Source organism: Pelorhabdus sp. sgz311001 (genome assembly GCF_055901755.1).
Genome location: NZ_JBVXUT010000001.1, coordinates 1,157,380 through 1,170,704, shown reverse-complemented (window position 1 = coordinate 1,170,704; position 13,325 = coordinate 1,157,380). Strand labels below are relative to the sequence as shown.

The window sequence follows — 13,325 nt, the reverse complement described above, 5'->3', positions numbered from 1 at the left end:
GAGGGGTAAAATATGCAGCGATTTCGTTTTCGACTGGAAACTTTACTTAAAGTGCGTCGACGACGCGAAGAGCAGGCTCAGCTTCGACTTACGCAGGCCATTGAAAATTTGCGACAAGCCCAAGAAGATCTATCGCTTCTAGCCGATAGAATAGAAGCGCATCGCCAAGAGTGGCAAAATGCGCTGAGCCAAAACAAAACGATTGCTGATTTTATTCTTTACTCTGCTTATTTTAAGCAACTTACGCTACAGATGGATAATCAAAAAGAAGTCGTTATTGCCGCAGAAAAGAGTCACTTAGAAAGTCTCTTTGTTTTTCAAGAAGCCATGAAACAGAGAAAAGTGGTAGAGCGGTTGAAAGAAAAGAAACGACAGCAGCATTACCGTGAGCTGTTACAGCAAGAACAAAATTTTCTTGACGAGCTTGGTACGCAGCGCTATGGAAGAGATTTTTAAAAGAAGGAGGAATTTACTTTGAGTAATTTCGTGGGAGTGCAGCAAGTCTTGCAGCGAATTTCTTCCATTGAACAGCGTTTTGGCGTTGTGAGTAAAAATGCTTTACCAGCTATAACTGGTGCAATGGAAAGACAAAATAGCATTTCGAATCAGTCCTTAAATCCTTCTAGTGATTTTTCAAGTATTTATTCTTCAATAAAAAATAACAGTCTTAATCAAACCCAGGAAACTTCTTATGATCCTGGTGCTGATAATATTATTCGCATGCTTCATACTGCGGCACAAAAATATGGTGTTGATCCCAAGCTAGCGCAAGCGGTAGCAAAGGCAGAGTCTGGTTATTCACCACAGGCTGTATCTTCTACAGGCGCTGTTGGGGTTATGCAACTTATGCCTGATACGGCAGCTGGGCTTGGTGTGCGAAACATCAATGATCCTAGAGAAAATATTGATGGCGGTGTGCGTTATTTAAAGCAGATGCTTGATACATTTCACGGCAACGTAGCGCAAGCTGTGGCAGCTTATAATGCTGGACCGCAGGCCGTAAAGGACTATCAAGGAATTCCGCCTTATGCCGAAACGCAGGCGTATGTGTCAAATGTGCTATCTTACTATAAAAACTTCTAATGACCGTCTTGATTCCTAGAGGGCGTTAGGAATGTCGTTCGGAAGGCAGGCAATGGAATGGCTGAAAAAAATAACGCTAAAAATACAGCTAAAAATACAGCGAAGCCAACAGGCAAAACTGATAAAAAGGCTAATACGATGGCCGGAGGAGAAGAAATAGAAGGAGCGCCACCGAAGAAAAAACGCCGGATTTTTTTGATTCTCTTTGTTATTTTTTTGTTGCTTCTTTTATTAGCAGTTGGCTTTGCTATAGGAATTTATTTAAAATTGTTTGATGTTCAAAAAACAGCAGAAGATTTGAATTTACAGGATAAACCATTTATTGGTCGTTTCTTTCAAAAACCAAAAACAAATTTCGATGCTGTTGATTTAACGCCGCAGAGTCCTGTCGAGCCGTCGCCAGGCAATGCCTTAACTGGTTCGCCAATGCAGCCGAATCCGGTACCGGCGGTTAATCCTGCTGCGTCCCAGGTGCCTGGACAGGTAGCGCCCGGTACACAACCGACAGCACCTGGTGTGGCCACTGATCAGAATCTGGCAAAATTGGCAAAGCAGCGACAACAGGAAGAAGCTAAGAAAATTTCAAAACTAGCGCGCCTTTATGGCAATATGAAGCCTGATGAAGCAGTTCCCATTTTATCGCAGCTTGATAATCCTACGGTTGTTGCTGTTTTAAATAAAATGGAAGAAGAACAAGCTGGTAAAATTTTGGCACAGTTTGAACCTGCTCGAGCCGCTCAAATTAGTCAAGCTATGCTGGCGGTGCCGACAGTTCAATAAAATATCTTAGAAAGGAGGTGAAATAATGCAAACTGAAAATGTAGTAAATCTTATAGCTAGCGTTCCCACTGCGGTTAAAAGTTCATCTAAAAGTGTTCCGACTGTTGCTGTGAAAAGTAAAAGTTTTGCTTCCGCATTAGCATCTTCTGCAACTGTTGCAGCAAATTCTCTCAATAATTCCCTCAATGGAGTAAATCAACCTGGAAGCAATACGGAGTCAACAGCGGGAGCCGATTCTTTGTCTTTAGACAAACAAAAAATAGGAAAAAATGTAACTTCTACCGGTCAAGATAATCAAGATAATAGTTCAAAACCGTCGAAACTAGTAGTAGATGACAAAATTGGTCAACTTGAGGATACAAAAGGACAAGACACCCAAACGTTACAGACCGTTGCTGTAAACGATCTTTATAGCATGTTGTTGGCTGTTTTACCGCAACAAGGTCAACAAAGTCAATCACAAGCAGTAACCGCAGAGGGTAAGGCGAATCAAACAGCTGGTGAGATTTCAACTGGAACTTCAGTTGGACCTATAGTTACGGCAAACTTTGGCCAGATTATTACGCAGCAAACACAGCCTGAACAATTAATGCAGGCGCAACTTGTATCACAAGATCAGACTTTGCAGACACAGTCATTAGATAATGCGTTCGTTACGTTAGAACAAATAAACGGACTGGCTGAACGACAGACTTTGCCAAATGAGTCTGTAAAGCAGGAAAAAGTTGTACTGGGAGCAGAAAAGGCTCAAATGGGTCAAAAGACTTCTGTTGCGGCAGATACAATCAGTGGATTGTTAACAAAAGAATCGGCTAAGCAGGTTACTGTAGAAAATGCCGTTTTGTCTCCAGGGACCATTCTTATGCAAAATGAAGGTAGTGTGCCGCAGCCTGATATATCGCAGCTCAGCATAACAAGTAACAAAGAATTGCAACAAGCAACTCCAACCGAAGAAAAATCAGCGGGTAAGCAAAATGAAATGCTCACAGCCTTACAGTCGCAAGGTAAGCTTGTAGTTGATCAGCAGACACCAATTTTGCCTAAAGAACAAGTTGTACCACAAGATTCCCAGCCTAGCCAAACACAAGAAGCGTCTGCGGCATTAATTGAAAACAAGCTGCGGGAGCAAAATCAGAAGTTTTCTGATAAGGGTGAGCAACAAATGACGTTTACGAGTCAGGAACAGCTAAAAGCGAATAGCGTAGCAGAAACTGAGGTAACGTCGCTTGGCGATACGACGCAGTCTGCTTTTGCACAGATGCTGCATAGCGAAAAAAGTACTACTCCTTTGCAGGGAGTAAGCGCAAGTAGCGCGGCTTCTTCAAACAATCAGCCTGTAAGCAGTCAAGATAACTTTCAGGTAGTACAGCAAATCATTGATCAGGTTAAACTAGTAAATCGTCCACAAAATACTGAAATGGTCATCCGTTTAAAACCGGAACATCTTGGTGAGTTGACATTGAAAGTTACAGTCGAACAGGGTGCAGTTACTGCTTCATTTCATTCTGGCAACAGCGATGTGAGAGCGGTAATTGAATCATCGTTGCCACAATTAAAACAGGAATTGACAAGTTCCGGGCTGAAAGTGGACAATGTGGGAGTATACACTAGTTTGAATCAATTTATGTCTAATCAAGAACGGCCTACGCAGCAACAGCAAAAACCCAAATTTTCCTACAAAGGAAATAAGGATAACTTTGAAGAAACTGTAGAGGCGGTGACAAAACCAGTTGTCACTGAAGCAGATGGTGTCGATTATTTAATTTAGGAGGGATCGTATGGCAGTTTCAGCGACAGGCACAACGACTGACACAACTCCAACTACGAATACAAACAGTAGTACAACAACGTCTAATTCTGCATTAGGAAAAGATGACTTTTTAAAGCTTTTGATTACACAAATGCAAAATCAAGATCCTACTAAGCCGCAAGATGATACGCAAATGATTGCGCAGTTAGCGCAATTTTCTAGCTTAGAACAGATGCAGAACTTGAATGCAACAGCCCAGATGACACAAGCTACGACGATGATTGGAAAAGTTGTAAGTTGGACAGATGCCTCATCGGGACAGTTACTTTATGGTCAGGTTAGTGCAGTGAAGGTTGTCAATAATCAACCCAAGCTGATTGTTGGTGATTACACGGTGGGGCTAAGTGATGTTTCCGCTGTTGTAAATCAGACAACACAAACAAATTCGACACAAAGCAATACAACAACATAAGTGAAGCAATCTGACTAGGAAAGGGTGGATCAGTTGTGGCGGATTCTCGTATTTTTTATGCAAATCAACCTGTTTTTCCGCTTACGCCAGCTGCTGTTCCGGTAAAGACGCAAAGTACTAGTGCTTCAAGCTCTAATCAGGATTTTAGCAAAATTCTTAATGAAAAAATTTCAGGTGTGAAATTTTCCCAGCATGCCATGGAACGACTACAGAGCCGTAATATTGAACTGAGTACAGAGGATTTGCAAAAACTCAGCAGTGCTGTGGAAAAGGCTGAAAAAAAAGGAGCGAAGGAGTCGCTAATGGTTCTAAATAACCTGGCTTTTGTAGTCAGTGTGAAAAATCGAACCGTCATTACCGCCATGGATGGCCAGAGCATGAAAGACAATGTGTTTACTAATATTGATAGTGCTGTTCTTCTCACTTGAGCTGGACCTAATATGGAGGCTCATTTAGCTGCTGAATGATTGAAGCAGCTTATACCAAAAATTAAATTGGAGGTTATGTTTATGGGACGTTCTATGTATTCAGCTGTTTCCGGTTTGTTAAATATGCAAACAGGTATTGATGTCATTGGCAATAATGTTGCTAATGTTAATACAATTGCCTATAAAAGCAATACAACAAATTTCCAGGATATTTTAAGTCAGACTGTGCAAGGTGCATCTGCTCCAGCGGGCAATCTTGGCGGGACAAATCCGATGCAGGTTGGACTTGGTATGACAGTTGCTAGTATTGGTACGAATTTTAAAGATGGCAACTTGCAATCTACAGGTAAACAGACGGATATGGCTTTATCGGGGAATGGCTTCTTTATTTTACAAAACGGCAATGATAAGGTCTATACGCGGGTAGGCAGTTTCACTCAGGATGCACAAGGAACTTATGTTTCATCAGGAGGCCTGAAATTAATGGGCTGGATGGCTGATGCTACAGGAGCTATTACGCCTGGCGCATCGATGCAGCCAATTCAAGTTCAGCTTGGTACTACGATGGCTTCCAAGGCTTCGACGGAAATAAAGGTCACGAAAAATTTGAAAGGTGATTCTGCAATTGGTTACAGTTATCCAGGTTCTGCTACGGCAACTGACTCTGTAGGAACACAGCATGCAGTAAATACAAATTATTATAAGGTTGATATGACATCGGGGGCCACTCCAACTTCTACCTGGCTGACGTATACTTCAGTTAAAGATTCAACTACATCAACCCCTAAAAATGCTTGGCAAGTGCTTACTTTTGACGCTGCGGGGAGTAATCCAAACTATATTTCAATTCCAGATACTTCAACGGGATTGACATCGCCTACTGATACTGCTACTTTCACATCATTAACTTTAGACTCGACACTGGGAGCTAGTAATTCACAAACCTTTGTTTCTATTGAAGGTGGACAACCCCATACGTATAAACTTACGTTTACTGCTGATGCGACACAATCGAATAAATGGTCTTATACACTTAGCGATGCCAGTGGTTCAGGCACGTCCGTATCTGGGATAGTTAAGTATGTTGCTGGGGCTCCTGGGGCATATACATTTTACGATAGTACAGGAACTACTGCTGTGCCGTCCTTGTCTATGGGGGGAACCTTTACTTTAAATGTAACTGGCTTTACCAGCAATGCACCGACAACTGGTGGGTTTTATATGCCAGGAACGGAAAGTACTAATGTAAAGCAAACTATAACCGATGCCAATGCGGCGGTTACGGCTGGTACTGGCGGTAATTTACCTTTTCAAGCAACATTTACAAATGCAACAAGTCAATTAAGCCTCACTCGAAATCTAAGTGGTTTGACACAATATGGCGGTATGGGCGACTCAACTCTATTTGAGACACCTGACGGTTATCCTGCCGGAACACTGCAATCTACTTCACTTGATAAAACTGGTACGATTGTGGGGACCTATAGCAATGGCGAGCGACGAAACTTAGCACAAGTAGCCTTAGCTGGTTTTGCGAATCCGGAAGGTTTACTGAAAGTCGGCGACTCTAATTATCAGGTGTCTAATAACTCTGGGACACCTCAGATTGGGGCGGCGAAAACCGGTGGGCTAGGGGCTATTACTGGCGGTAGCTTAGAAATGTCTAATGTCGACTTGGCCACGGAGTTTACTAATATGATTATTACGGAACGGGGTTATCAGGCAAACTCTAAGGTTATTACGACAAGTGATGAAATGTTACAAGAATTAAATAGTTTGAAACGATAATAGAAAGTGAGCGATGACATAGCGGGGGGATTTCCTCCCGCTATCTAAGGAGGAAGTAAGATGATCAAGTTATCAAAAATAAATGGTGAGCGTGAATTTATTATGAATGCGGAGCTCATTGAGACTGTTGAGGAAACGCCTGATACGGTTGTTACTTTGACAAATGGAAAAAAGTTTATTGTGGAAGAAAGAATGGATGAAGTGGTTCGCAAGGTCATGGATTATCGGCGTGCCATATTTAGAAATTTACGGTAGGGCATATAGGTTACAATGATTGTGGTGATTTTTAAAGGAATTTTGTTTAAAATTACATGTTTTTCAGTATTTGGTTTTATAAATAACATACTTAAGTCGGAATTTTGTCGATTTCTGAAGGAGTTTTCTTATCTTTGTAGAAAAAATATGCTTAGGAAAGAAACGGAATTAAAGCGCCTATAGATAAATGCTAAGGTCTTTAAGACCGATATGATATAATTCTTAAGGGGGGGACCCGAATGGCTGAAGGTGGGAAAAAATTTCCGCTAGCAATAGTTGCAGGTTTAGTTGTAGTTGGACTTTTATTAGCTGGCGGTATTTCTTATTTTATTGCAAATAAAATTGTAGCAGAAAAATCAACTGTTGAAACAAAAAAATCGGAACCAGGCGAATTTGTTAAAATAGGCGATCCCAAAGAAGGATTAGTATTGAATGTGGGGGGCGCTGGCAGTGGTCGTTTTATTAAAGTTGGTATTATATTAGAAGTCAAACCGGAAAAGAACGCGCCGCCGAAGGAAGGAAAGAATTTATCACCTGAAGAAGTGAAAATGACAGATACTGTCATCTCAGTGTTACGGTCGCAAAAAATAGAAGATTTTGATCCGTCCAAACAAGAAAAACTGAAAGATCTCATTAAAGGGGCGGTAAATGAAAGTTTAGGCGGCGACCGTGTTTATAATGTATTTATAACAAATTTTGTTATACAATAATGTGATTTTCTAGATTTTGCGGGAAGGGAGGCAACTGGATGGCCGGCGACGTACTCTCACAAGCTGAGATTGATGAGCTGCTTTCTAATATATCGAGTGGAGTTCTTTCAGCTGAAGATATTCAAAGTGAAGAGAAACAACGAAAAATAAAATTATATGATTTTAAGCGTCCTGATAAATTTTCCAAAGACCAAATTCGGACGCTCTATATGATTCATGAGAATTTTGCTCGACTGTTTAATACATATCTTTCCGCAAATTTGCGTACTCTCGTGCATATTGATGTCGCTTCTGTTGATCAGCTTACCTATGAAGAATTTATTCGGTCTTTGCCGAATCCAAGTGTAATTAGTGTTTTTCAAATGAGTCCGTTAAAAGGAAATGCCATACTAGAACTGAATCCTAATGTAGTATTTGCATTGATTGACCGCTTATTCGGCGGCGTTGGATCAGCACCGAATAAACCCAGACCTTTAACGGATATTGAAGAAGCGATTATTACTCGAGTGATTAATAAAGCATTGGAATCATTGCAAGAGGCTTGGAAACAAGTTATCGCCATGAATCCAAGTATGGATGTTATTGAAACAAATCCTCAGTTCACACAGATTGTTCCGCCTAATGATATGGTTGTTATTATTACGTTACAGGCAAAAATTGGTCAGGCTGAAGGTCTTTTAAATTTATGTATTCCTTATTTAGTGTTAGAGCCCATCATGTCAAAACTAACGACAACTTTCTGGGTCGCTTCTTCTGTAGCAAAGCAAGATTCTGATGAAAATATTCAAGCGTTGCAGAAAAAATTGCGCAAAGCTGTGATTCCAATTACGACGGAATTAGGCAAAGTTACGATTAGTGTAGCAGAAATGCTTGGTCTTGCAGCAGGGGATGTTTTACAGCTTGAAACAAAGGTGTCCGATGAATTAACTGTATATGTTGGTCAACAAAAGAAATTTTTATGTAAACCTGGTGTAAGCGGCAAAAAAATGGCTGTACAAGTGACCAGAGTGATAGAAGGAGATGACTTAGATGAGTGATGGATTTCTCTCACAAGATGAAATTGATGCTTTACTCAGAGGTGAACCCAGTTCGTCTCCTGCGGCTGATGTAAGTGCAGCAGAGGATTTATCTGATATAGAAAAAGACGCACTTGGTGAGATTGGCAATATTTCTATGGGCAGTGCGGCGACAACCTTATCAATATTGTTAGGGCGTCGCGTATCAATTACAACACCGCGTGTCTCCATTACGACCTTAGATGAAATCAAAGAGCAATATCCGCTACCGTATTTAGTAATTGAAGTCGGTTATACGCATGGTCTTACCGGGACAAATATCCTGGCGATTCGTGAGCAGGATGCTTTGATCATTTCTGATCTAATGATGGGCGGCGATGGTTCGAATCCTCCGACGGAGATGAATGAACTTTATTCAAGCGCTGTTACGGAAGCAATGAATCAAATGATGGGATCTACGGCGACTTCTATTTCAACTATGTTTAAAAAGAAAGTTGATATTTCGCCGCCAACGAGTACGCGTGTTGATTTTTCAACAGAGACGCCGATTACAAACTTGGCTCAAGGAGATCAATCCATTGTTCGCGTATCGTTTCGTATGGAAGTAGAAGATCTTATTGATAGTGAAATTATGCAGCTTGTTGGTATAGATATTGCTAAGGAAATGGTAGGAAATCTGCTTAACATGTCTCAGGAGGCAGCACAGCCACTAGCGGCGCCAACACCGACTCCAGCGGCGGCACCAACACCAGCTCCACCAGCTGCAACGCAAGCAGCTTATGCGGCACCATCGCAACCTATGATGCAAGCGGCAAAACCGGCGCAGCCAGCTCCGAATGTTGTGGTTCAGCCAGTTCAATTTGCTCCACTTACGCCCAGTGGAATTCCGCTTGGTGATACAAATATTAATTTAATTATGGACGTACCGTTGCAGGTTACGGTAGAATTAGGGCGTACCCGTAAATTAATAAAGGAAATTCTCGAGTTGTCTACAGGATCTGTCATTGAACTTGATAAATTGGCAGGGGAAGCTGTCGATGTTCTCGTGAATGGAAAATTGATTGCCAAAGGTGAAGTTGTAGTAATTGATGAAAATTTTGGCGTTAGGGTTACCGATATTGTAAGCCCCTTAGAACGGGCTGCGAATTTACAGTAAAAATTTATAATGATAAGGAGAGATTGTTGAATGGCAATTCGAGTATTAATAGTAGATGATGCTGCTTTTATGCGAATGATGATTAAAGATATTTTATCAAAAAACGGCTATGAGGTAGTAGGGGAAGCTGAAAATGGTGCTAGGGCTGTTGAAAAATGGCAAGAACTTCGTCCTGAATTGACTACCATGGATATTACTATGCCGGAGATGGATGGAATTGCGGCAGTTAAAGAGATTAAAAAGATAGACGCTAATGCGAAAGTTATTATGTGTAGCGCGATGGGACAACAAGCCATGGTTATTGAAGCGATTCAAGCTGGTGCGCGCGATTTTATTGTAAAACCTTTTCAGCCTGACCGAGTTCTTGAGGCCGTTCGTAAAGCTGTAGGCTAAATGTGATGAATTTATTGCTGATGTCTAAAGTATTTGCTGCTGATGCTTCTGGTGAATACCTGAAATATCAAGAGCCGGCAGCAACGGCTGTGAGTGGTTTTTCCATATTTTCTTATGTGATTTCGCTATTGTTTACTTTTGGAGTAGTTGTGGCATTAGCATATTTTACTTCGCGATTTTGGGGAAATAAACTGAATCTTGCTGGGCGGAAGAATTCCAGCAAGATTCTAAGCTCCCTTTCGTTAGGGACAAATCGCGCTGTTTATGTTGTGGAAATGGCAGGAGAATATTTGGTTTTAGGTGTCACAGACCACAATATTACTTTACTGCAAACAATAACTGATCCCGATAAAATTCATGAACTCCAAGAACAAAATACACAAGAGATAGAAACTTTTCAGGAAGTATTTCGCAGTCAGCTTCATTCATTGCAGCATATGTCTCATAAGTTCCCTGAAGTTTTTGGAAGAGACAAAATGAATAAAGAACGAAAAAATACATTAGATCGTGATGCAACGGATATAGAGAAGAGGTAACCGCTTTGCTAAGAGTATTTATTGTAATTGGTGCTGTTCTTCTCGCTTCTTTTGTGACAACCTCTTCAGCGGTTGCGGCACCACTTATTCCGATTCCGAGTGTTACTGTGGGCGTCGATCAAGCTAGTACGCCACAGGAAGTTGCTACAAGTCTACAAATATTATTAGGACTTACTGTTTTAACGTTAGCGCCTTCTATTTTGATCATGATGACTTCGTTTACGCGGATTATTATCGTACTTTCTTTTTTGCGAAGCGCCTTAGGGACGCAGCAAATGCCGCCTAATCAGATTTTAGTAGGACTTGCTTTATTCATTACTTTTTTCACGATGTCACCTTATATTGATGAAGTAAATTCTAAAGCGCTGCAACCTTATCTAGCAGGAACTATGGATCAGCCAACTGCTTTAAATGAGGCGATGAAGCCGTTACGAATTTTTATGTTTAAGCAGACACGTGAAAATGATATCGCTTTATTTATAAATTTAGCAGATGGGCCGCGTCCAGCATCGCAAGAAGAGGTTTCAACTATGACGCTTATTCCGGCCTTCGTTATTAGTGAATTAAAGACTGCTTTTCAAATCGGATTTTTAATTTATATTCCATTCATTGTTATTGATATGGTTGTAGCTAGTACGCTGATGTCTATGGGTATGATGATGGTACCGCCTGTTATGATTTCTCTTCCTTTTAAAATTTTACTTTTTGTCTTAGTTGACGGCTGGCACCTTCTAATTCGCTCGCTAGTCACTAGTTTTAACTAGAAAGGGAGGGAAAAACGATGAATGGTGATATGGCAATACAAATTGGTCGCGATGCTTTAGCTATGGTTATGTTGATTTCTGCTCCCATGCTAGGGTTAGGCCTTGTTGTGGGAGTGCTTGTGAGTATTTTTCAGGCGACAACGCAAATACAAGAACAAACACTGGCATTCATTCCTAAGATTATTGCTGTGTTTGTAGCTATTTTAGTGTTTGGTCCTTGGATGTTGCGATTAATGGTTGATTATACGCAGGCAATTTTACAAAGCTTGCCGCAAATGATTCACTAAAAGAGCTAGAGGTGGACAAAGCAGTGGATTTATTTGCCCTTGTTCAAAATCAAATGGGTCTTTTTTTCCTGCTTTTTGTAAGAGTGAGCGGTATATTTACGGCGGCGCCTATTTATGGTAGTCGCAATGTGCCGATTATTGTAAAAGCAGGACTTTCCTTAATTTTAGCCTTAATTCTGCTGCCAATTTTAGGCCAGCAGACGCCGGATTTACCCAAAACGTTCTTATTATATTTTTTTCTTGTAATGACGGAATATATTGTAGGACTTATTATTGGTTTTACAGCTACTTTTGTTTTTTCAGCAATTCAAATGGCGGGGCATCTTATTGATACCCAAATTGGTTTTTCCATGGTTAATATTTTAGATCCTTTATATGGACAGCAGGTTCCCTTGATTGGCAACTTTAAATATATGCTGGCACTTCTTGTTTTTTTAGCAACTAATGGGCATCATTTGTTACTGACAGCGTTATTAGATAGTTTTCGTCTTGTTCCAGTGACGCATGTTGTTTTTTCAAAATCATTAGCTCCTTATATGGTGAATCTTGTAGCAGGTTTTTTTGCGATTGCTTTGAAAATTAGTTTGCCTGTTTTAGTTACCTTATTACTTTTAGATATTGGTATGGGAATTTTAGCTAAGACAATGCCACAGATGAATATTTTTATGGTTGGTATGCCGGCAAAAATATTAATTGGTTTATTTATGCTTTCAATGGCTTTGCCTTTTTATATTTTTTTTCTCGAGGTATTGTTTAATGGGATGCAGGCAGATATTAATAAACTTATACAATTATTTCAGGCTGGACCATAAGCACAGTTTGAATTTTGATTTGCAGCGTTTTTCTGGCGAGAAAACAGAAGATCCAACAGCAAAGCGAAAGTCTGAGTCACGTGATAAAGGTCAAGTTGCTAAAAGTATGGAATTTAATTCGGCAGTTGTTTTGTTAGCGGCCTTCTTTTCCCTAAAGTTTGTTGGTCCGTTTATGTATGAACAGCTTGCTGGTTTGATGAAAACTGTATTTACTAATTTTCCTTCTAGCGATTTTACGATTGATTCCTTTCAAGTCTTGTTTTTGGCTTATGCTCTTGTTTTTTTACAAACGGCTTTGCCGCTTATGGCTATTATTGTAATTGTTTCTGTTGCTGTTAATTATTTTCAAGTAGGGTTTATGTTTACATTAGAACCCTTAATACCAAGTTTAGATAAATTGAACCCTATATCGGGATTTTCGCGCATGTTTTCAATGCGCTCTTTAGCCGAATTAGCTAAGTCAATTTTCAAAATTTTTGTTGTAAGTTTTTTTATCTACCAATTTGCGGAAGACCAGGCTAATAATTTGCCTAAAATGATTTCTTTTGACTTAATTGCATCTTTACAGTGGATTTGTTCGCTAGGGCTTGATTTGGCATTTCGTATTGTTACAGTATTGCTTGTGTTATCAGTTGCTGACTATTATTTTCAATGGTGGCAGCATAATAAGAGTTTGAAGATGAGCAAGCAGGAAGTAAAAGAAGAGATGAAACAAGCCGAAGGCGATCCAAAAATTAAAAGTCAAATCAAACAAAAACAGCGCGCAATGGCTATGCAGCGAATGATGCAGGAAGTGCCGAGTGCCAGTGTGGTTGTAACAAATCCGACACACTTTGCTGTAGCTTTAAAATATGAGTCTGATATGCCGGCGCCGCTTGTTGTTGCCAAAGGGCAAGATTATTTGGCTTTCCGTATTAAAGAAGTTGCTCGAGAACATGGGGTTACGATTGTAGAAAATAAACCTTTGGCAAGGTCATTATATAGTTTAACGGAAATCGGTGATTTGGTTCCCGCTGAGTTATATCAGGCTGTGGCTGAAGTTTTAGCATATGTATATCGACTCAAGAAAAAGCTGTCCTAACAGAAGGAGAGAGA

The 13,325-nt window shown here is 40.3% G+C and carries 17 protein-coding genes; all 17 read left to right on the top strand.

Annotated features, from left to right (window positions below; translation table 11 throughout):
* Positions 1-12: 12 nt before the first annotated feature.
* The 17 genes from fliJ (at position 13) to flhB (ending at position 13,311) form a co-directional block, all read left to right on the top strand.
* Positions 13-456: a flagellar export protein FliJ gene (fliJ, locus tag AC0MXB_RS06015; RefSeq protein ID WP_474038699.1), complete on the top strand. Its 444-nt coding sequence runs from the start codon at positions 13-15 to the stop codon at positions 454-456.
* 18 nt (positions 457-474) lie between these two features.
* Positions 475-1,083: a lytic transglycosylase domain-containing protein gene (locus AC0MXB_RS06010; RefSeq protein WP_474038698.1), complete on the top strand. Its 609-nt coding sequence runs from the start codon at positions 475-477 to the stop codon at positions 1,081-1,083.
* A 57-nt stretch (positions 1,084-1,140) separates the two neighbouring features.
* Positions 1,141-1,863 (top strand): MotE family protein, encoded by a 723-nt coding sequence (locus AC0MXB_RS06005; RefSeq protein WP_474038697.1) that lies wholly within the window; start codon positions 1,141-1,143, stop codon positions 1,861-1,863.
* A 25-nt stretch (positions 1,864-1,888) separates the two neighbouring features.
* Positions 1,889-3,631, top strand: coding sequence for a flagellar hook-length control protein FliK (locus AC0MXB_RS06000; protein ID WP_474038696.1), 1,743 nt, complete (start codon positions 1,889-1,891; stop codon positions 3,629-3,631).
* A 10-nt stretch (positions 3,632-3,641) separates the two neighbouring features.
* Positions 3,642-4,085 carry a flagellar hook capping FlgD N-terminal domain-containing protein gene (locus tag AC0MXB_RS05995; RefSeq protein WP_474038695.1) on the top strand — a complete coding sequence of 148 codons (444 nt, stop codon included), beginning with the start codon at positions 3,642-3,644 and terminating at the stop codon, positions 4,083-4,085.
* Between the two features lie 35 nt (positions 4,086-4,120).
* Complete coding sequence (locus tag AC0MXB_RS05990; protein WP_474038694.1) at positions 4,121-4,513, top strand: TIGR02530 family flagellar biosynthesis protein; 393 nt, start codon at positions 4,121-4,123, stop codon at positions 4,511-4,513.
* Between the two features lie 81 nt (positions 4,514-4,594).
* Positions 4,595-6,301 (top strand): flagellar hook protein FlgE, encoded by a 1,707-nt coding sequence (locus AC0MXB_RS05985; RefSeq protein ID WP_474038693.1) that lies wholly within the window; start codon positions 4,595-4,597, stop codon positions 6,299-6,301.
* A 60-nt stretch (positions 6,302-6,361) separates the two neighbouring features.
* A complete protein-coding gene (locus AC0MXB_RS05980; RefSeq protein ID WP_474038692.1) occupies positions 6,362-6,556 on the top strand; it encodes a flagellar FlbD family protein in 195 nt (64 codons plus the stop codon).
* Between the two features lie 239 nt (positions 6,557-6,795).
* On the top strand, positions 6,796-7,266 hold the full coding sequence (locus tag AC0MXB_RS05975) for a flagellar basal body-associated FliL family protein (RefSeq protein ID WP_474038691.1): 471 nt from the start codon (positions 6,796-6,798) through the stop codon (positions 7,264-7,266).
* A gap of 38 nt (positions 7,267-7,304) precedes the next feature.
* Positions 7,305-8,303 (top strand): flagellar motor switch protein FliM, encoded by a 999-nt coding sequence (gene fliM, locus AC0MXB_RS05970; protein ID WP_474038690.1) that lies wholly within the window; start codon positions 7,305-7,307, stop codon positions 8,301-8,303.
* Positions 8,296-9,438 (top strand): flagellar motor switch phosphatase FliY, encoded by a 1,143-nt coding sequence (gene fliY / locus AC0MXB_RS05965; RefSeq protein ID WP_474038689.1) that lies wholly within the window; start codon positions 8,296-8,298, stop codon positions 9,436-9,438. The genes fliM and fliY overlap by 8 nt, the downstream gene beginning before the upstream one ends.
* 30 nt (positions 9,439-9,468) lie before the next feature.
* The gene (locus tag AC0MXB_RS05960) at positions 9,469-9,831 is read left to right on the top strand and encodes a response regulator (RefSeq protein ID WP_474038688.1); all 363 of its coding nucleotides are present in this window, start codon (positions 9,469-9,471) and stop codon (positions 9,829-9,831) included.
* A gap of 5 nt (positions 9,832-9,836) precedes the next feature.
* The gene (gene fliO, locus AC0MXB_RS05955) at positions 9,837-10,367 is read left to right on the top strand and encodes a flagellar biosynthetic protein FliO (protein WP_474038754.1); all 531 of its coding nucleotides are present in this window, start codon (positions 9,837-9,839) and stop codon (positions 10,365-10,367) included.
* Between the two features lie 5 nt (positions 10,368-10,372).
* A complete protein-coding gene (fliP, locus tag AC0MXB_RS05950; protein ID WP_474038687.1) occupies positions 10,373-11,131 on the top strand; it encodes a flagellar type III secretion system pore protein FliP in 759 nt (252 codons plus the stop codon).
* Between the two features lie 17 nt (positions 11,132-11,148).
* On the top strand, positions 11,149-11,418 hold the full coding sequence (gene fliQ, locus AC0MXB_RS05945) for a flagellar biosynthesis protein FliQ (protein WP_474038686.1): 270 nt from the start codon (positions 11,149-11,151) through the stop codon (positions 11,416-11,418).
* Between the two features lie 23 nt (positions 11,419-11,441).
* On the top strand, positions 11,442-12,230 hold the full coding sequence (fliR, locus tag AC0MXB_RS05940) for a flagellar biosynthetic protein FliR (protein WP_474038685.1): 789 nt from the start codon (positions 11,442-11,444) through the stop codon (positions 12,228-12,230).
* Positions 12,175-13,311 (top strand): flagellar biosynthesis protein FlhB, encoded by a 1,137-nt coding sequence (gene flhB, locus AC0MXB_RS05935; RefSeq protein ID WP_474038684.1) that lies wholly within the window; start codon positions 12,175-12,177, stop codon positions 13,309-13,311. Before fliR ends, flhB begins: the two co-directional genes overlap by 56 nt.
* The last annotated feature ends 14 nt before the right edge of the window (positions 13,312-13,325 follow it).